Consider the following 19,969-nt stretch of genomic DNA (forward strand, 5'->3'; position numbering starts at 1 on the left):
TGGCGGCAATAGCGCGGTGGTCCCACCTGACCCCATGCCGAACTCAGAAGTGAAACGCCGTAGCGCCGATGGTAGTGTGGGGTCTCCCCATGCGAGAGTAGGACACTGCCAGGCATCAAACAAAGCCGAAAGCCCTGAACTGACGTTCAGGGCTTTTTGCTGTGCGTAAAACGCAAAAAAGCGCAGCTACGCTGCGCTGCTTTCCCCTCCTTTCCCTCCTTTTTCTCCGTCAGCGAGCCAGAGAAAAGGCCCCGAAGGGCCTTTGATTAGGGTGTGTTTGCTTTTTTCACTTATTATTCGGTCAATGCGAGCTGCCCTGAGAAATGCCCAGCCCGGTTTGCGAACGAACAAACTGCGCCCGGAAGCGTTCCCGCTCTTGCTGCCCGGCCAGTGAGCTGTCGGTGATCGAGAACAGCCAGGTGCCGACAAAGGCCACGATCATCGAGAACAGCGCCGGGTATTCGTACGGGTAAATCGGTTTCTCATGGCCGAGGATCTGCACCCAGATCGTCGGGCCGAGGATCATCAGAATCACCGCTGTCAGCAGGCCTAACCAGCCGCCAATCATCGCGCCGCGGGTCGTCAAACGCGACCAGTACATCGACAGGATGATGATAGGGAAGTTACAGCTGGCGGCGATGGAGAACGCCAGCCCGACCATAAAGGCGATATTCTGCTTCTCGAACAAAATCCCCAGGGCAATGGCGACCAGGCCTAATACCACGACGGTGATCTTGGAGACCTTCAGCTCATCGCGCTCGGTCGCCTTGCCGTTTTTAATCACGCTGGCGTACAGATCGTGGGACACGGCCGAGGCGCCGGCCAGCGTCAGGCCCGCAACCACCGCCAGAATGGTGGCGAACGCCACCGCCGAGATAAAGCCGAGGAAGAAGTTGCCGCCAACGGCATTGGCCAGATGCACTGCCGCCATGTTGGTGCCGCCCAGCAACGCGCCGGTGGCATCTTTGAACGCCGGATTGGCGCTGACCAGCAAGATGGCGCCGAAGCCGATGATAAAGGTCAGAATATAGAAGTAACCGATAAAGCCGGTGGCGTAGAACACGCTCTTGCGCGCTTCCTTGGCGTCACTCACGGTGAAGAAACGCATCAAGATGTGCGGCAGACCGGCGGTGCCGAACATCAGCGCCAGGCCAAGCGACAGCGCGGAAATCGGATCGGACACCAGCCCGCCGGGGCTCATGATGGCGATGCCTTTCGGATGCACCTTCACCGCTTCGGCGAACAGGGTATTGAAGTCGAAGTTAACCGACTTCATCACCATCAGCGCCATAAAGCTGGCGCCGGCCAGCAGCAGCACCGCTTTGATGATCTGCACCCAGGTGGTGGCCAGCATGCCGCCGAACAGCACGTACAGCACCATCAGGATACCGACCAGGATCACCGCCACATGGTAGTTGAGCCCGAACAGCAGCTGGATCAGCTTGCCGGCGCCGACCATCTGCGCGATCAGATACAACGCCACCACCACCAACGAGCCGCAGGCCGAGAGGGTACGGATCGGTTTCTGCTGCAGACGGTAAGAGGCGACATCGGCAAAGGTATAGCGGCCGAGATTACGCAGGCGTTCCGCGATCAGGAACAGAATGATCGGCCAGCCGATGAGGAAGCCGATGGAGTAGATCAGGCCGTCATAGCCCGAGGTATAGACCAGTGCGGAGATGCCGAGGAACGAGGCGGCGGACATGAAGTCGCCGGCGATCGCCAGCCCGTTTTGCAGACCGGTGATGCGCCCGCCCGCGGTGTAGTAGTCCTGACGGGAACGGGTGCGTTTGGAGGCCCAATAGGTGATGTAGAGCGTGGCACCGACAAACAGGATAAACATCACGATCGCCTGGATGTTCAGCGGCTGACGATGCACCTCGCCGCCAATGGCGTCGGCGTAGGCCAGGCCCGGCAGCAACAGCAGCGCGGCGGCGGACAATAAGCGCTTCATTGTTTCACCTCGCGCAGAATCTCTGCGGTGAGGCGATCGAATTCGCCGTTGGCGCGGAACACATAGATCCCGGTCAAGACGAAAGAGATCACGATCAGCCCGACGCCGACCGGGATCCCGCGGGTAATGGTCGATCCGGCGGCGATCGGCGTGCCGAGCCATTGGGGATCGAAGGCGATCAACAAAATGAAGCCGACGTACAGCGCCAGCGTAATCAGCGAAAGCAGCCAGGCGAACCGGCCGCGTTTTCTCACCAGCTCTTTAAAGCGCGGGTTTTCTTCAATCCCTTGATAAATGGTGTCATTCATCAGAGTGTCTCCAGTAGGTATTGATAGAGTACGCCGCGCGAGGGCCGCTCAACGGCGCGTTATCCGAATGAGCGGCCTGAAGCGGCGTAAATTATGACGGCACTTTCATTGATTGTTTTTCTTCCAACAGCTTGTCGACTACAGCCGGATCCGCCAGCGTGGAGGTATCCCCCAGGTTGCTGGTGTCGCCGGCGGCAATTTTGCGCAGGATACGCCGCATGATCTTGCCGGAGCGCGTTTTGGGCAGCGAGTCTGTCCAGTGCAGCACGTCCGGCGTGGCGATCGGCCCTATCTCTTTGCGCACCCAGTTGCGCACTTCGGCATAGAGCTCCGGCGTCGGTTCTTCGCCGTGGTTCAGCGTGATATAGGCGTAGATCGCCTGGCCTTTGATGTTATGAGGAATGCCGACCACCGCCGCTTCGGCGATTTTCGGGTGAGATACCAGCGCGGACTCGATCTCGGCGGTGCCCAAACGGTGGCCGGAGACGTTCAGCACGTCATCGACGCGGCCGGTGATCCAGTAGTAACCGTCCTCGTCGCGGCGGGCGCCGTCGCCGCTGAAATACATGCCTTTGAAGGTCGAGAAGTAGGTTTGCTCGAAGCGGTCATGATCGCCGAACAGGGTGCGCGCCTGGCCCGGCCAGGAATCGACGATCACCAGGTTGCCTTCGCAGGCGCCTTCCTGCGGCGTGCCGACATTATCGACCAGCGCCGGCTGTACGCCGAAGAAAGGCCGCGTGGCGGAACCGGCCTTCAGCTCGGTGGCACCCGGCAGCGGGGTAATCATGAAGCCGCCGGTTTCGGTTTGCCACCAGGTGTCGACGATCGGGCATTTGGCGTTGCCTATCTTGTTGTAGTACCACTCCCAGGCTTCCGGGTTGATCGGTTCGCCGACCGAGCCCATGATGCGCAGCGAATCGCGTCGGGTGCCTTCGATCGCCTTGTCGCCTTCGGCCATCAGGGCACGAATGGCGGTCGGCGCGGTATACAGAATGTTGACCTGGTGTTTGTCTATCACCTGCGACAGACGATTGACGCCCGGATAGTTAGGTACGCCTTCGAACATCAGCGTGGTGGCGCCGCAGGCCAGCGGGCCGTACAGCAGATAGCTGTGACCGGTGACCCAGCCCACGTCGGCGTGCACCAGTAAATGTCGCCGTCGTGATAGTCGAACACATACTTAAAGGTCATCGCGGCGTACACCAGGTAGCCGCCGGTGGTGTGCAGCACGCCTTTTGGCTTGCCGGTCGAGCCGGAGGTGTACAGGATAAACAGCGGATCTTCGGCGTTCACTTCTTCCGGCGGGCAATCGGCGGAAACGCCCTGGGTCAGCTCATGCCACCACAGATCGCGCCCTTCCTGCCAGTAACCCGGTTTGCCGGTGCGCTGGAACACCACGACGTTGGCCACGCTGACCACGCCGGGGTTTTTCAGCGCATCGTCGACGTTCTTTTTCAGCGGCACGGCGCGGCCGGCGCGCAGGCCTTCATCGGCGGTGATCACCAGTTTGGCGTTGGAGTCGATAATGCGTCCGGCGACCGCTTCCGGCGAGAAGCCGCCGAAGATCACCGAATGTACGGCGCCGATGCGGGCGCAGGCCAGCATCGCGACCGCCGCTTCCGGCACCATCGGCATATAGATAGCCACCACGTCGCCTTTTTTCACGCCGAGCTTTTTCAGCACGTTGGCGAATTGGCAGACATCATGGTGCAGCTGTTTGTAGGTCACTTTCTTGGATTGGGTCGGGTCATCGCCTTCCCAAATAATGGCGGTCTGGTCGCCGCGCTCGGCCAAATGACGGTCCAGGCAGTTAGCCGCCAGGTTCAACGTGCCGTCTTCAAACCAACGGATGCTGACGTGGCCCGGATCGAACGAGGTGTTTTTGACTTTGGTATAGGGTTTGATCCAGTCCAGGATTTTGCCATGCTCACCCCAGAAAGCTTCTGGGTCTTGAACCGACTGTTGATAATACTGTTGGTATTGTGCCGGATTAATCAGGGCGCGTTCTGCAATTGCAGAAGGAATAGCGTGTTTATGCAGTTGGCTCATAGCTTTTCTCCTTGAAGTTGTTAATGATATGTCAACTGAAGGTTAAGTATAGTTTGCTACGATTCTTTGTTTCTTTTTTGCGCGGCAGATCACGCAACAAAGATATTGATTTGTAATAGTTCTGTCGCATTTGCAGTACGTATCTATCTATTTGGCGTTTAAATCATCATAAACCCGCTTTTTTAGCCAAAAACACTTATCTAAAGAACAAAAAAGAATAAACAAAGGCGAGGGTGTTTGCCTCGCGCTTAATAAGGGGGGGAGAGACCGACATTATTTCGCGCTATAAATCTTTTTTGATTATTTTTCGCTATTAATATTCGAAGTTGGTATTAACGCGATATAACGATGGACGGCACATCGTGAAATAACGTTCTATTAACGCTTAATTCCTGATGAAAACTCGGGAAATACCGTGTGGCATTCATCATGCCGAATTGTTCGATTTTTAATCGGAATATAAAACGGCGCTGCATTTATGAGTGAAAATGTCACTCGGTCAATTCCCATTTATTTGACTTTTGAGTAACAAAATATAAACATTTAATGCGGACTAAATATGCAGAATGGACGAAAAATAACGCATTTTAATCGCGTTCAAAAAAACGTCGCTGGCGCGGTTATGTGCTTCATTATATGAAAAATTATGTTTTTAATAACAAGCAATTATGCCATTTGAAATAGTTGCGCGAATTTTTTGTGATTCGATTCAGCGCTCAACCCTGACAAATCAAGGCTTGCAGAGCATGCCGCCCGGATGATACAGATTTATACTGCGTCGCACCCAGGGCAGGTGAACGCTTCCACTGAATTAACATAAGCCTGTAATAAATGATTAAGTATTCTTTTCGCCGTGTTGCGACTTTGTACGGCGCAAAGAGTCTTTGAGGACTTTTTGGGTATGAAAAGTGTAAAAATTAGCCTGGCTTGGCAAATCCTGATCGCGTTGGTGCTGGGTATTATTGTTGGCGCGGTATTGCACAACCAGACCGAATCTCGTGAGTGGCTGGTGAGCAATATTCTCAGCCCGGCGGGTGATATCTTTATTCGTCTGATTAAGATGATTGTGGTGCCGATCGTTATTTCCACGCTGATCGTCGGTATTGCCGGCGTGGGGGATGCGAAAAAGCTGGGCCGCATCGGATTGAAAACCATTATTTACTTCGAAGTGATCACCACGATCGCCATCGTGGTGGGGCTCACCTTGGCCAACGTCTTCCAACCGGGTCACGGCATCGATATGTCGACGCTGACCACGGTGGACATTTCGCAGTATGAGAAAACCACCGAACAGGTGCAAAGCGGTTCGCACAGCCTGGTGGCGACCATTCTGTCGCTGATCCCGTCGAACGTCTTCTCGTCGATGGCCAAGGGCGACATGCTGCCGATTATCTTCTTCTCGGTGCTGTTTGGTCTGGGGCTGTCGTCGTTGCCGAAAGAGACCAAAGAGCCGCTGCTGAAGGTCTTCAAGGCCGTGTCCGAGAGCATGTTCAAAGTCACCCACATGATCATGCGCTATGCGCCGATCGGGGTGTTTGGTCTGATTTCGGTCACGGTGGCGAACTTCGGTTTCGCTTCGCTGCTGCCGTTGGCCAAGCTGGTGGTGCTGGTGTACTTCGCCATCGCGTTCTTCGCCCTGGTGGTGCTGGGGGCGGTCGCTCGGCTGTGCAACCTGCGCATCTGGACGCTGATCCGCATCCTGAAAGACGAACTGATCCTGGCTTATTCCACCGCCAGTTCGGAAACGGTGCTGCCGCGCATCATCGAAAAGATGGAGGCTTACGGCGCGCCCAAGTCGATCACCAGTTTCGTGGTGCCGACCGGTTACTCCTTTAATTTGGATGGTTCGACGCTGTACCAGAGCATCGCCGCCATCTTTATCGCCCAGCTGTACGGCATCGAGCTGTCGTTGGGGCAGGAGATCGTGCTGGTGCTGACGCTGATGGTGACCTCGAAAGGGATCGCCGGCGTGCCGGGCGTCTCGTTCGTGGTGCTGCTGGCGACGTTGGGCAGCGTCGGCATTCCGCTGGAAGGTCTGGCGTTTATCGCCGGCGTGGACCGTATCCTGGATATGGCGCGCACCGCGCTGAACGTCGTGGGCAACGCGCTGGCGGTACTGGTTATCGCCAAGTGGGAGCACCAGTTCGATCGCAAGAAGGCGCTGGCCTACGAAACGGAGTTCCTGGCGCAGAAGGTGAAGCCGGCCAATCAAGGCTAATCACCGGCTAGCGGGATATGAAAAACGCCCCGGGCATCCGTGCCCGGGGCGTTTTGTTTTTATGCCCTTTCAGCCTGCCACTTTCTTTTCTCTGCCCCCACTGCGTCGCTTGCATCCCCGCTTAACAGAATCTAAAGTGTTACCAAATTATTGGAAATGATAATAGATGTTATTATCATTTTCATTTGATGATGTATGGAGACACACAAAAGCCGTTGAATGGCGGGGTATCGCCCGTTCGGCGCTTTTATTCAGGCTTATCAAAGGTAGGTAACATGTCGGACACCGCTTTGGCCTCTGAATGGTTGCCGCTGGCGCCAGCGCAGCTTGATTTCTGGGAAGAATACACCTTGCACCCTGGGCAGACCTTATCCACCGTCGCCCATTGCACCGAACTGTGCGGCGCAATAGAGGAAGCGGCGCTCTGCCGGGCGATCGCCGCCACCCTCGCCGAGACGCAGGCGTTTGCCCTGCGCTTTGGCGAACGGCGTGGCGACCATCCTCCGCCGCTACGGCACGAGCCACAGCGCATACCGTCATTGCAACGTATCGATCTGCAAACGCATCGCGATCCCTGGCAGGCGGCGCAAAGCCTGATGCACGAGGATATCGCGCAGCACCGGGCGTTGCACCGCGAACCGTTAGCCGCCGCCTGGCTGCTGAAGCTGGGACCGGAGCGTTACCTCTGGTACGTGCGTGCGCACCATATTCTGGTCGACGGTTTCGGCATGGCGCTAATCGAACACCGCTGCGCCGCGCTCTATGCGCACTACCTCGGCCAGGGGAGCGCGGGCATCCCTTTGGGTGCCTTCGCCCCCTTTCAACAGGCCGAGTTGGCCTACGTCGATTCTGAACGCTGCGAGCGCGATCGGCGCTTTTGGCAGGCCTATCTGCCGCCGTCGCAGGCGCTGCCGACGGTGCGTAAGGGCGGCGGGGAGTATGGCGTGCGACGCCTGAGCGTCAACCGTCGGTTGCCGACAGAAGTCGCGCAACGTCTGGCGCAGCAGTCGGAACGCAGTGGCATCAATTGGCCCGACTTGCTGGTGGCGCTGTCGGCGGCCTGGCTGTTTCAGGTCATGCCGCGCCACGCCCGGCAGGGCGATGCGTTGCCGATGTGGATGCCGGCGATGAATCGCCGCGGGCAAGCCGCCACCAACGTCCCTTCGCTGGCGGTTAATACCCTGCCGCTGCTGGTATCGCCGTCGCCAATGGAGACGCTGGGGAGCTTTCTGACCACCCTGACGCAGCAGCTGCGCGAGCTGCGCAGCCACGCCGGCTATCGTCTGCGCCAACTGGCCGCCGATCGCGGCGTGGATCCGAACTCGCGCTTCTTTATTTCTCCCTTCATCAACGTGCAACCCTTCGATGCGCCCCGTTTTGTCGGCTGTCGCGGCGCCCGGCGCGTATTGGCCGGCGGCTCGGGCGACGGTTTCAACCTGACGTATCGCGGCCGCACCGACGCCCGCGATCTGCAGGTGGATATCGATATTTATCTGGAACAGTTCCCGACGGAGGATGCGCTGGACTATGGCGAGGCGCTGCAAGAATTTCTGCTGCGCGCGCTGCAGCGGGAAGCCTGGGAGCAACCGCTCGCGGCCCTGACGGCATTGCCCGCCTGATAATCTGCGGGCAGGGGATATCCCCGCCCGAGTGGTGTGGCTTCAGCTGGTCAGTAACGCCGCCACTTCGCGCGCATTCTTGCACGGCAAGAGCGCACTGCTCACCAGCCGGGTGCCGAAAGCGTCATTGAGGCGCTCCGCCACCTGTTTGATATGCGGCAGCTTCAGCCCCATGGCGATAAACGCCGTCTCTTCTCCCCATTCCGGGCGCGGCGTCACGCCGATCGCCTGCCAATAGATGGTCAGGATCTCTGCGCTGCGCGCCAAAGGCGCGTTCGGCGGCGGGGCTGCGCAGGCGTTCAGCGCCGGCGCGGTTTGCCGCTGGCTCAGTTCGGCGCGGATGCGATGGCGGTCGGTTTTGCCGTTGGCAGACAGCGGCAGCGCCTCGGCGTGGATAAAGCGCGTGGGAATATGGGTACAGGGCAGATAGCCGGTGGCGAAGGCGCGGATCTCGGACAGCGGCAGCGGCTTGCCGTCGCGGGTCAGATACAGGGCGCCGAGCGCCGCCTCGTTGTTCTCTCCGCTGGGATAATCCACGACCACCATATCCCGGATCGCCGGATGGCGGCGCAGCACGTCTTCGATTTCCGGCAGCGAGACGCGCACGCCGCGGATCTTCACATAGCCGTTCACCCGGGTGGCGAACATGATGTTGCCGTCCGGACGGTAATAGCCCTGATCGCCGGTACGGAAAGCGCGCAGCGGCTGCCCGTCCGGCCCTGCGAGGGTGACGAAGTCGTGCTGCTTCAGCTCCCCCTGCTCCAGATAGCCCAACGCCAGGTTGACCCCGGCGGTATGGATGCGGCCGACCACGCCGGCCGGGCAGTGGCTGCCGTCGTCATGGCAGATGAAATAGCGGTTGGCCGGCAGCGGGCGGCCGTAAGGCACGGTGCCGCTCTCCTGCGGGGCGATCGGGTGCCAGATGCTCCAGATGGTGGTTTCGGTCGGCCCGCCGAGTGAGAACAGAGTGAGATCCGGGCGCAAGGTGCGCAGGGTTTGCACCGTCGCCGGCTTGATGTAGTCGCCGCCCTGCGCCACCAAGCGCAGCGAGCGCAGGCTGTCGGCCGTTTTACAGGTGAGCAGCATCTCCAGAATGGCGGGCACCGAGCACCACAGGCTGACCCGATGTTTTTCCACCAACTGGTTCCAACTGATGGCGTCTTTTTCCTGATGCGGCGCCGGCAGCACCAGCGTGGCGCCGGCGCACAGCGAACCGAACAGATCGAACATCGACATGTCATGGTGCGGCGGCGTCACGGAAATAAAGACGTCGTCGGCGGTGACGCTCCAGCGCTGTTGGGTTTGGTGCACGACGTTGGCGGTGGCGCGGTTGTTGAGCACCACGCATTTGGGCTTGCCGGTGGTGCCAGAGGTATACAGGTAATAGCTCGCGGCCTGGCTGGCGCTGCGTTCCGCCAACGCCTGTTCATCCGGCAGCGCGGGCGCGCGATCTGTCGGCGTCAGCAGGGTAGCCGGCGTCACGCCGATCGGCGTCTCCAGATCGCCGCCGTGCACCACCAGCGTCGGCCGGCAGTTCTCCAGCAGGTAGGCGGTGCGCTCCGGCGGCGAGTTGATGTCGATAGGCACCCAGATCACCCCCTGTAGGGCGCAGGCGAGGCTGAAGATGATCTGTTCCGGGCTGCGCGGCAAATACAGCGCCACCACGTTGCCCGGCTGTACGCCGCGGCTCTGCAGGTTGGCGATCGCCGTGGCGATCCGCTGGCCCAGCTCGCGATAGGTCAGCGTCTGCTCGCCACAGATAAGCGCGTTGCCGCCGTTATGCGCGCCGAACAGCCGCTCGGCCAGCTGCGCCAGATAAGGATAAGGCGCGTAATTCGCTTCGCTGTCGTTGTGGCGGTAATGCGCCAGATCGATGAAATCTCGCGGGGCGATCGCCAGATCGGCGCGTTGGCAACTGTGCAGGATGCGCCGCTGCAAGGCCGCCAGCATGGCCGCTACCTGCTCGCCGTGCAGCGCCTGCTCGGCGTAATCCACGCACAGCTGCAGGTTTTTTTCGCTGTCCTGCGTCAGACGGATATCAATGGCGACCTGCGGCGTTTGGGTCAGGCCATCGTGGAAGCGCACCGGCGCCTCGGCCGGCAGCGTTTCCCAACCCAAACAGTTGGTCAGGATCACCGGCAGCGCCGGGCCGCCCTGGCTTTGGCCGAGCAACTGACGCGCCAGATCGACGCCGGAAAACGCCAGGTGATCGAGCGCGCCGAGCACATCGTCCTGCAAGGCTTGCGCGCGCTGGATAAAGTCTTCGCCATAGCGCGAATAGCGCACCGCCACGAAGCTGGAGGCGTTGCCCAGCGCGCCGTCGGCGGCGGGGAACGCCACCGGCACCCCGACGCACAGCTCCCCGTCGGTGGTCCAGTGGGCCAGCGTATCGAGGATCAGCGCCGAGAGCAGGCTGTTGCGCAGCAGCGCATGCGGCGATCCCAGGCGGCCGAGTTGTTTGACCGTGTCGTGCGGCAGCGTCAGGGTGGCGCGGCGATAGCGTGATGCGGTGAGATTGGCGAGCGGGGCGCGCCACGGCAACGCCGACGGGGTGGTGACATCCTGCAGCTTCTCGCGCCAATAGGCGGCATCGGCCTGGCGTTGTGCCGCCGATGCCGCAGGGGGCGGCAGCGCGGCGGCGGTCGGCGTCAGAGGGCGATCGTCGAACAGGCGCGCGATCACGGCGGAGATCCCCTGGCCGTCGAGGATCAAGGCATCAAAGCTGGTAAAGATCAGCGTATCGTACGGCGATCCCGTCGGATCCTGCTGTTCGGCAAGTTGGATCACGGCGATGCGCCACAGCGGTTGGCTCGGATCGTGGCGCTGGTGGGAGTAACGCTCGCGCAGTTGTTCCGTCTGGCGCTGCGCCGCTTCGTCATCCAGCGAGCGCAGGTCGTGGCGATCCAGATGCAGCGTGATTTCCGGGCGCACGTGCTGCGTGCCGCGCTGCACATCGATGCAGGTGCGCAACGCCGGGTAGTGCTGTACCAGCTCGGCCAGGCGCGCTTCAAGGCGCGGCACATCCCGCTGCCGGGCGCGGTATTCGCGGAAGTCGTGCATCGCCACGCCGCCGAGCGGCCATCGATCGCTGCGGCCGAGAAGATAGGCCTGCTGCAGTGCGGTTAATGGTGTCTCCATGGTGCTTCCCTATAGTCGCTAACCGATTAAAACGTGCCGGACGTCGCGCGCCCGGAAACCGATCTCAGTGCTGCGGCGCCAGCGCGGCGAGCAGCGTTTTCGCATGTCGTCCTGCCTCGGGCGAGCGTTGGCAGATCAACGCCGCCAGCGCCGCGGGGGAGGGATGCGCCGCCAGATCCTGCGCCGTCAGCGTCGCCGCCAGATATTTGTTGAGCACCGTCAGCAGCGCGTTCACCCCAGCATCCGGCAGAGCCAAGCGGTGGATATCGTCGTGGTCGCGCAAGCCGGCCTCGGGAGCCACCCGTGCCAGCAGGCGGTGCAACACCTGGCGCACCGGCGCCTGCTGCGCCAGCGCGTCGGGCGTGCATTGCGCCAGCAGTTGCGACAGCGGGCGATCGAACGCCCCCGCTTGCCGCGCGGCCAGGTGCAGCAGCGCCCGGTAACAGGCCAGCAGGCGTGGCAACACGTGCTCGGGAAACGCGTCCAGCCGCACGTCCCAGTTGATCAGAATGCCGTCGTCGACGTGGGCGACCTGCGCATCCAGCGCGACCTGCGGCCCCTGAGAGATGACCCAGCCGAGAGGGCCGAAGGTGTCGGCGACCCGTTCGGAAAACAGCGTCTTGCCGCGGATGCCGAAACCGGCGGTAAATACCACCGGCGAAGGCTGCAGGCTGCCGTGCAGGCGTGACAGATCGCGCATCACGCTGACGCCGGGATAATCCGCATGCTCGATCAGCTCCGCCAGCTGCGCCATCAGGCGTTGGCAGAAGGCGTTCAGGTTTTCCGTCGGGTTCAATTCCACGCCGAGCAATACCAGATTAGAGAAGTCGCCGACGAGGCGATGCGCGTCTTCCCGTTCGCTCTCGCGGTGGAACAGCGGCACGTTGAGCCGGAAGCGCGTCATGTTCCAACCCTGGCCGACGGCCAGCGCGAACAGCGCCAGAAACAGCGTCGAGAGGGAGGTGTGGTGCCGCTTGGCCACGCTCTCCAACGCGCGGCTTTCTTCTGCATTCAACTGGATGGCCAAACGATCGCTGCGGCAGCGGTCCGGCGTGCGCAGCAGGCGCGGCGCCGGCGGCACCTGCGCCAGGCGAGCACGCCACCAACGCTGGCTGCGTTCGCGCCGCTGGCGCAGCGCCTCGTCGGCGTTGCGTCGTTCGAGGTGATCGAAGTAGGCCGGCGGCGCGTGATGGGAGGGCGCCGCCGGACACTGGTGATAAAACGCCGCCAGATCCTCCATCAGCAGGCGAAAGCTCATGGCATCGCCGGCGATCATGTCGAGATCGACGTGCAAGCGGCTGCGCCCTTCCGGCAGTAGGCTCAGGCTGATATCGCAGGGAACGCCCTGTTCCAGCGGCAGCAGCTGGGTGCTTTTCGCCTGGCGTTTGGCGGCGAGCGCGGCCGCCAGCGTCGCTTCATCGGCGTGTCGCCAGTCGTCGAGATGCAAGGTATGCCGGGGACTGGGGGGCGCGATCGTCTGTCGGCCATCGTCGGTAATGCGCAGGCGCAGCAGCGGATGATGCAGGTACAACATCTCTACGGCCTGGCGGAGCCGAGCGGCATCCAGCTCGCCGCCGTCGAACTCCGCATACAGGTGGGCGGCCATGCCGCCCAGAGGGGGAGCGGACTGTCGGCCTACCCAATAGGCGGCCTGCATCGTGGTTAACGCTTTCATCGGGTATCCATTTTGATTCAGCCAACGAGACTGCAAGAATATATCCAAATGTTAATAGGAATGAAAATTATTATTATTTGATCCATTTGGCGCACGGGTGCTATCTATAAGGCATTTTAGCAATACCGAGCAGAGAGGGCGTTGGGTGTGAATAATTTATCTATATTATTCTTAGCATTGAAATGATTGCTTGTTATTGCAGCGCTCGTTTTTCCTGCGAAAGTATAAGGGTTTCTGGCAGTTATCTTGTCAGCCCTCACACCTTTATTGATAATGATTTGCATTAGAAAATGCAAAATATTATCATTCTTAACATTATTTTACGTTTTTATACAAGCTGCCGGCCGCTCCGCCGGCGGCTTGGCCGTGGACGGGGCCGCGCCCGTTCGGCCGCGAAAGACATGGGTTTGCCGCAGGGATAAGCAACAGCAAGGCCGGGAAGGCCGCAGCGTCATGATCTGTGTGAGTGTCGATGTAGGTTGTGTAAAAAAAAATCAAATTTTGTGCACCTCTGGGATGAAAGGAGAAGACATCTATGGGCAAGCATTTTGCGGCTCAACGGCATGAAAGCGTAGGAAACGGGGAAAAGGCGGGGTTGAAAGCCATTGGGGCATTTTCCTCCGTATTTTTAGGGGTTTGTTCACTGGCGATCGGTAACGTCAACGCGGCGGAAACGAAGAGCAACGAAACCTACCAGGACGCGGAAACGCTGCTGGTCACCGGTGAGAAGATCAAACGGTCCATTTTCGACACCGGCTCCAGCGTGCAGGTGTTCGACAGCAACCGCATCGCCTCGATGCCCGATGCGGTGCAGATCCCCGATCTGCTGCGCATGACCCCCAACGTGGTGGATTTGGGCATCGGCAACGAACTGCCGACCGTGCGCGGCATCGACGGTTCCGGCCCGAACGTCGGCGCCAACGCTTTCCTCAGCGGCACCCGCCCGCGCCTCAATCTGTCATTGGACGGCCGTTCGCTGACTTATAACGAACAGGCGTTCGGTCCGCAGTCGCTGTGGGATCTGGATCGCGTCGAAGTGTTCCTCGGCCCGCAAAGCTACATCCAGGGGCGCAACGCCATCGCCGGCGCCATCGTCATGGCCAGTAAGGATCCGACCTTCGAGTGGGAAAGCGCCTTCAAGGGCGGGGCCGGCAACCAGCACTCTTCACAGTTGGCGGCCATGGCGTCCGGCCCGCTGGTGGAAGATCAGCTGGCGTTCCGCGTCAGCGTCGATCGCCAGCGCCGCCGCAGCGAAGCCGATCTGCCGGCCTATGCGCCGGTGGGCGATCCGCGCGAAGTGGAAGCCACCACCGCCCGCGCCAAGCTGTTGTTCAACCCGGCCGGCCTGCGCGATCTGACCACCAAGCTGACCTTCAACCACTTCGGCAGCACCGCGCCGCAGAACGAAAGCCTCAACCCTCAGCCGCATCCGACCAACCCGCGCCACGATCCGCGCCGCGCCGTGTTCAAAAGCAACATGAACAGCACCATCTGGGATCTGGCCTGGGAGCAGTCCGACGCACTGACGTTGGAAAACCGCGTTATCTACACCGATTTCAACATCAACCGTCCGACCGCTTACAACATCCAATACGCCGAGATCGACGGTCAGGAAGTTCACGTGGAGCCGGTGGTGCGCTTCGGCGGCGCGGACAGCCGCCTGCACGGGCTGGCGGGGCTGCGTTACTTCCACGGCACGCAGGATGAGTTCGTCAACATCTTCGGCGGCTCGACCTTCAAGGATAAAACCGATACCCATTCGGCGTTCGCCGAGCTGACCTATGCGTTGACGCCGCAGGTGGACGTGACCGCCGCCAGCCGTCTGGAGCGCGAACACCGTCGCCGCGACGGCGGCAGCCAGGCGGTGCGCATCGATTTCGATGAAACCTACACCGTGTTCCTGCCGAAGCTGGACGTGGCCTGGAAACCGACGGATACCCAAACCTACGGCGCCAAGATCGCACGTGGCTATAACGCCGGCGGCGGCGGCATCACGATCGGCACGCCGGTGGTCAGCTACACCTACGGTTCCGAGTATGTCTGGAACTACGAGCTGTACACCCGCCATCACCTGAAAGACGCCAACGTGGTGCTGACGGGTAACATCTTCTACAACGATTACAAGGATATGCAGCTGCCGTACTCGCTGGGCGAGAACTCCAGCGTGATCCGCAACGCCGACAAGGTGGAAACCTACGGCGCGGAAATCGGCGCCACCTGGCAGCCGCGCTGGGATTTCGAACTGTTCGGCAACCTCGGCCTGTTGAAAACCGACATCAAGAAGTTCTCAGGCAGCGGCGTGGAAGGGCATGAGCTGGCGCGCGCGCCGGCTTACACCGCCAACATGGGCGCCAAATATCAATTCCTGAAAGGGTGGGAGCTGAGCAGCAACGTGGCGTTTACCGACTCCTACTATTCGCAATACGACAACGACTCGCGCGGGCGCATCGGCTCCTATTGGACGGCCAACGCCCAGCTGGCTTACACCTTCGACTACGGTCGCGCCACGCTGTATGCGAAAAACCTGTTTGATTCCGACCGCCGCGAGATGGTCAGAAGCAATGACATTTACACGGCGACGCTCCAGCGAGGCCGCCTGGTCGGCGCAGCGGTTGAGCTGACTTTCTAACGCTATCGCGGTGACGGGGGACGAATGTCCCCCGTTTTATGCGCTATCCCGGCACGGCCGGGCAAAGGAGATAACGCAGTGATCGGTGATTTTGACAGCATTCTGAGCGATGAAGAGGCCCAGCGGCTGGAGAGCGCGTTTCAGGCGCTGGGCGCGGGGGCGGCGAACGGCGAGCGGCCGGTAAGCGAAGCCGAAGAACGGGCATGGTTTGCCCATCTGCAGCAGGGTGACGCACGCGGGCAGCGGGCGCTGGCCTGGCGCCTGACGGGAGAGGTGGATATCGCCCAACTGACGGCGGCGCTGCAGGCGCTGGTACGGGAAACGCCGGGCGTGAACGTGCATTACGTTTTTGATGACGAAAACGGTCTGATTAAACGCGCCGCCGATTCGGCGCCGTTGCCGGTGAGCCTGCGTCAGGTGGCGGATGAACAACACGCCATGGATTGCCTGCTGCAGGCGCAGGCGGCGCCGTTTGAACTGGAAGGCGAAGCGCCGCTGCGCTTCTTGCTGTTGCTCACGCCGGGCGGTGACGTAATGTTGGGCGTGGTCTTGCATGACATCCTGGCGGAAACGCTGCCGTGGCGCCACCTGCCGGCGATGTTGTCCGCCCGCTATAACGGAGATGCGATGCCTCTGCCTTTCGCGGCGGAGCCGGTCGAGCTGCCGGAAATCCCGGAGCCACAGCTGCCCTGGGCGCGCCAGGCGGTCTCGCTGCAGGATTACCGCAGCCCGGCGCAGCGTGCTGAAGCGTTGCCGCCGGTGGGCGCACGCGTGGTCACGCGCATTGCGCGCTCGCTGTTGCCCGCCAACGACACGCCGCGGGCCTTGCTGGCGGCGGTGGCTGCGCGTTTTGCCGAGTTCGTCGCCGCGCAGGCCGGCGGGCAAGCGGTGCAGCTGTGCGTGCCGGCGGCAGAAACGGCGGAGTGCGTCGGTCTGGAGCTGGGCCTGACGGCAGCGCCGCTGATGCGCCTGACCGTACGTCACGGCGACGGCGATGCCGGGCAACGGCTGCTGGCGCAGACCGTGGCTGAACAGCCGGATCCGCAGCGGGCGCAACTGCTGGTGGCCTGGCGCGACGATCTGGCTGCAGAGTGGCGGTTGGAAGGCGTTCACGCCGAACGCCTGTTGCTGCCGCCGCTGCATACGCCGTTTGAACTGGCGCTGCTGTTGAGCTCGCCCGAGGCGGAAATGCTGACGCTGGAGCTGGTCACCGATCCGCGTCTGTCTCCGCACGCGGCGCCTTTCCTGCTGGAGCAGTTCAGCGCGTTCCTGGCCGGGCAGCGGATTGCCGTCGCATTGCCGGCGGCTGAGGCCGTTTCCCCGGCGATGGCCGCGTCGGTGGCGAACGGCGACGCGGACGAAAGCATTGCACCACTGATTTTGCAGGCGTTCCGTGAGGCGCTGGCGGCGCCGGAAATGACCCTGGATGAAGACTTCTTCGATCGCGGCGGCCATTCGCTGGTCGCCACCCGGGTGATCGGCCGCTTGCTGAGCCTGCATCAGATCGAAATCAACATTAACGATCTGTTCAGCCATCCGACGGCGCGCGGGCTGGCGGGATACGCCAAACGCCTGAACGTCGCGCAGCCGAATGCCGCACCGACGACCGCCGACGATCATGATCGGGCGCAGGCGCCGCTGTCGTTGGCGCAGGAATCGTTGTGGAAGGTGTATGAAGCCTTTGGTCATGACGAGATCTTCAACCTGCCGTTCTCCCTGCGTTTCTTCGATGAGGTGGATGAAACGGCGCTGCGTCAGGCGTTTATCGACGTCATGACTCGCCATACCGTGCTGCGTTCACGCTTCGTCGAGCAGCAGGGGGAGGTGGTGCAGGTGGTGGTGCCGGCCGCCGAACTGTCGGATTACCAATGGTTCCGCTTCTCTCAGGAAACGCCGGCGGGCAACGCCGCCGCCCTGTTAGCCAACGCCGGCCAGCACCGTTTCGATCTGGCCGCCGAGCTGCCGCTGCGCGTCACGCTGCTGCGCGATGCGGACAACGGCCAGCAGCTGCTGTCGCTGCTGTTCCACCACGTGGTATTGGATGAATGGTCGCTCAACCTGATGATGGATGAGCTGGGCGTCGCCTATCGCCATCGCGTCGTCGGCCAGGCGCCGCAGTGGAGCGGACAGCCGCCGCAGTTCCACACCTTCGCCCGGCAGCAGCGGGCCTCCGGGGTGCAGCAGCAACATCTGGATTACTGGCTCGACGCGCTGCGCGGCGCGCCGGTCGGCCAGCCGATCTTCCGGCAAGAACCGTCCACCCATCCGGCGGTGCCGGCGCCGGCGGACGTCAACGGCGGCTGGCTGGAGTTCGAGGTCGATCCCGCCGTGGCGGAAGGCCTGTATCAGCTCGCTCGCCGCAACAACGCTTCGTTGTTTAACGTAGTGTATGCCGGGATTACCTCGGCGCTGCGCCTGCTGGGCGGCCCGGCGGATCTGCTGGTGGGCACCTCGACCTCCGGCCGTAACGACGCCGAGTTCTTCGATACCGTCGGCTACTTCACCACCGTGGTGGTGCACCGCGTGCGCTTCGACGAAGGGCTGACGGTCGCCGGGTTGGTCAGTCAGGTGAAAAACACCATCAATGGCTCGCTGCCATACACCGACATTCCGATCGACCTAGTGGAAGAAGGGCTGTTCGGCGTGGATGCCGACCGCAAAAACCACATGTTCGAAGTGTTCATCCAGATCCACAGCCGCATCAAGCTGAACGGCGAGTTCCGGCTGCAGGACGGCCGTGCGATCGCCTACCGTCAGGTGGAGCCGGAGAAAGCCGAATCGCTGCTCGGCCTGCAGTTTGAGGTGATGGAAGACGAACTGGCCGGGAAGAAATCCCTGCGGGTGATGATGACCTATCGCCAGGATCACTACAGCAGGGAGCAGGCCACTCTGATCGCCGACGGCGTTCAGCACGTCTTTACCCAGTTTGCGCAGCACATCGCTGGCGATATCGCTCTGGCGGCGCTGCCGCCCGGGCCGCAGGCATGACGTTGTTTCACTCTAACCGAAAGCATGATTTTCAAGGAGATAAAAGGATGTCTGGAACCCTAGCAACCCCGCGCGCGTTACTGTCGCTGCTGGTGGCGGCCTCTCTGGTGGTCGCCGGCGCCGCGCAGGCGGACGATGCCGGCATCAAACCGCAGGACATCAAGCGCCAGGCGCTGTCGTCGGCGGTGGTGGAGATGGCCTACAGCACCTCGCAGCAGGCGCTGTTCGTCAGTGCGCCGGACTGGAAGGAAGAAGCGCGCTCCCGCGTGCTGCGGCTGGATCCCAACACCCTGGCGATCAAGGCGGAGATCCCGCTGAAGGTGAAAGGCTTCGGCGTGGCGCTGAACGATGCGGGCAATCGTTTGTACCTGACGCAGGCCTTCAACGGCGAAGTCGGGGTGGTGGACACCACCACCAACCATGCGCTAGGCAGCATCAAGCTGCTGGATAAAGCGGTGCTGGAGCAGGCTTACAAACAGGCGGGCATCAGCGGCAAGCGCCTGGATTTCCTGCTGGCGGAGCTGAAGAAGTTCAAGATCACCGAGGACTACCTGTACCGCATCCGCGAGATTAAATATGACGCGCAAAGCGGCCGCCTGTTCCTGCCGGGGCTGGGCTTCGGCGTCGACAGCGTGCTGTACGTGGTCGATACCAAGGCCGGCAAGCTGGAGAAAGTGATCCCGGGCTTCGGCTACAACGCGGTGGGCATCACGCTGGATGAGAAGGGCCGCAGGGTGTTCGTCTCCAATATGCAGGGGCAGGTGATCACCCTGAACGCCGACACGCTGGCGATCGCCGCCACGCACGAAGTGCAGGCCGATCAGTTGCTGAACCTGGTGTATGACCCGGCGAGCAACCGCCTGTTGGGCGTCGATCAGGGCATCGACCGCGACGACTACCGCAACCATCATCTGGGGCGCGACTACGTGAAGCGCAGCAGCGGCCACCGGGTGTTTGCGCTGGATGCGGACAGCGGCAAGGTGCTGGCCAGCGAACTGACGGATGAAGTGCCAATCGGTCTGCTGCTCGACGAGCGCAGCCAGCGGCTGTATGTCGCCAACCGCAAGGGCGTGCGCGTGGATCACGGCGCCGGGACGCTGACGGTGTTCGACGCCAAGACCCTCAAGCGCCTGCAAACCGTAGACCTGCCGCCGCACCCTAACAGCCTGGCGTTGGATCCGAAAGGCGATGCGCTGTTCGTAACGGTGAAAAACGACGGCGCTGCCACCAAGGCCGGCAAAGCCGAAAGCGTGGTGCGCATTCAGCTACACACCAAATAACTGAATGGAAAGATAAAAAAAGGGCGCCGCGGCGCCCTTTCTCGTGGCTGACAAAGGAGGAAAAAGCGTGGTTTTTCCTCCTTTGTGGTTATCAGCCGAAAATCAATGAAT

9 protein-coding genes, 1 rRNA gene and 1 pseudogene are annotated in these 19,969 nt (G+C 61.3%); 6 read left to right on the forward strand and 5 right to left on the reverse strand.

What is annotated here, in order from left to right; genetic code table 11:
- Positions 1-114 (forward strand): 5S ribosomal RNA (rrf, locus tag ITX55_RS05460); the annotation flags it as partial.
- Between the two features lie 187 nt (positions 115-301).
- Here the strand turns inward: rrf and actP are convergent.
- From actP to acs, 3 genes and pseudogenes are all read right to left on the reverse strand, one after another.
- A complete protein-coding gene (gene actP, locus ITX55_RS05465; RefSeq protein ID WP_047025047.1) occupies positions 302-1,954 on the reverse strand; it encodes a cation/acetate symporter ActP in 1,653 nt (550 codons plus the stop codon).
- The gene (locus ITX55_RS05470; protein WP_004930047.1) at positions 1,951-2,262 is read right to left on the reverse strand and encodes a DUF485 domain-containing protein; all 312 of its coding nucleotides are present in this window, start codon (positions 2,260-2,262) and stop codon (positions 1,951-1,953) included. The genes actP and ITX55_RS05470 overlap by 4 nt, the downstream gene beginning before the upstream one ends.
- A gap of 91 nt (positions 2,263-2,353) precedes the next feature.
- Positions 2,354-4,311 (reverse strand): annotated as a pseudogene (gene acs / locus ITX55_RS05475) (acetate--CoA ligase).
- Between the two features lie 901 nt (positions 4,312-5,212).
- Here acs and gltP point away from each other — a divergent pair.
- A complete protein-coding gene (gene gltP, locus ITX55_RS05480; RefSeq protein ID WP_033641576.1) occupies positions 5,213-6,529 on the forward strand; it encodes a glutamate/aspartate:proton symporter GltP in 1,317 nt (438 codons plus the stop codon).
- A 275-nt stretch (positions 6,530-6,804) separates the two neighbouring features.
- A complete protein-coding gene (locus ITX55_RS05485) occupies positions 6,805-8,148 on the forward strand; it encodes a condensation domain-containing protein (RefSeq protein WP_108680060.1) in 1,344 nt (447 codons plus the stop codon).
- Between the two features lie 42 nt (positions 8,149-8,190).
- Here ITX55_RS05485 and ITX55_RS05490 read toward each other — a convergent pair whose 3' ends face one another.
- Positions 8,191-11,286 carry an amino acid adenylation domain-containing protein gene (locus ITX55_RS05490; protein ID WP_197756232.1) on the reverse strand — a complete coding sequence of 1,032 codons (3,096 nt, stop codon included), beginning with the start codon at positions 11,284-11,286 and terminating at the stop codon, positions 8,191-8,193.
- Positions 11,287-11,350: 64 nt separating this feature from the next.
- Positions 11,351-12,961 (reverse strand): condensation domain-containing protein, encoded by a 1,611-nt coding sequence (locus ITX55_RS05495; protein ID WP_197756233.1) that lies wholly within the window; start codon positions 12,959-12,961, stop codon positions 11,351-11,353.
- A 535-nt stretch (positions 12,962-13,496) separates the two neighbouring features.
- Here ITX55_RS05495 and ITX55_RS05500 point away from each other — a divergent pair.
- The 3 genes from ITX55_RS05500 (at position 13,497) to ITX55_RS05510 (ending at position 19,858) form a co-directional block, all read left to right on the forward strand.
- Positions 13,497-15,590 carry a TonB-dependent receptor gene (locus ITX55_RS05500; protein ID WP_033641581.1) on the forward strand — a complete coding sequence of 698 codons (2,094 nt, stop codon included), beginning with the start codon at positions 13,497-13,499 and terminating at the stop codon, positions 15,588-15,590.
- A gap of 78 nt (positions 15,591-15,668) precedes the next feature.
- Positions 15,669-18,578 (forward strand): condensation domain-containing protein, encoded by a 2,910-nt coding sequence (locus tag ITX55_RS05505; RefSeq protein ID WP_147839151.1) that lies wholly within the window; start codon positions 15,669-15,671, stop codon positions 18,576-18,578.
- Between the two features lie 47 nt (positions 18,579-18,625).
- Positions 18,626-19,858, forward strand: a complete 1,233-nt coding sequence (locus ITX55_RS05510) for a YncE family protein (protein WP_069100932.1) — start codon at positions 18,626-18,628, stop codon at positions 19,856-19,858.
- Positions 19,859-19,969: the final 111 nt, after the last annotated feature.

This window comes from Serratia sp. EWG9, from assembly GCF_019913725.1.
Classification (GTDB): domain Bacteria; phylum Pseudomonadota; class Gammaproteobacteria; order Enterobacterales; family Enterobacteriaceae; genus Serratia; species Serratia ureilytica.

Coding starts and splice junctions, on each gene's coding strand:
- actP (WP_047025047.1), bottom strand. CDS start 1,954: ATGAAGCGCTTATTGTCCGCCGCCGCGCTGCTGTTGCTGCCGGGCCTG.
- ITX55_RS05470 (WP_004930047.1), bottom strand. CDS start 2,262: ATGAATGACACCATTTATCAAGGGATTGAAGAAAACCCGCGCTTTAAA.
- gltP (WP_033641576.1), top strand. CDS start 5,213: ATGAAAAGTGTAAAAATTAGCCTGGCTTGGCAAATCCTGATCGCGTTG.
- ITX55_RS05485 (WP_108680060.1), top strand. CDS start 6,805: ATGTCGGACACCGCTTTGGCCTCTGAATGGTTGCCGCTGGCGCCAGCG.
- ITX55_RS05490 (WP_197756232.1), bottom strand. CDS start 11,286: ATGGAGACACCATTAACCGCACTGCAGCAGGCCTATCTTCTCGGCCGC.
- ITX55_RS05495 (WP_197756233.1), bottom strand. CDS start 12,961: ATGAAAGCGTTAACCACGATGCAGGCCGCCTATTGGGTAGGCCGACAG.
- ITX55_RS05500 (WP_033641581.1), top strand. CDS start 13,497: ATGGGCAAGCATTTTGCGGCTCAACGGCATGAAAGCGTAGGAAACGGG.
- ITX55_RS05510 (WP_069100932.1), top strand. CDS start 18,626: ATGTCTGGAACCCTAGCAACCCCGCGCGCGTTACTGTCGCTGCTGGTG.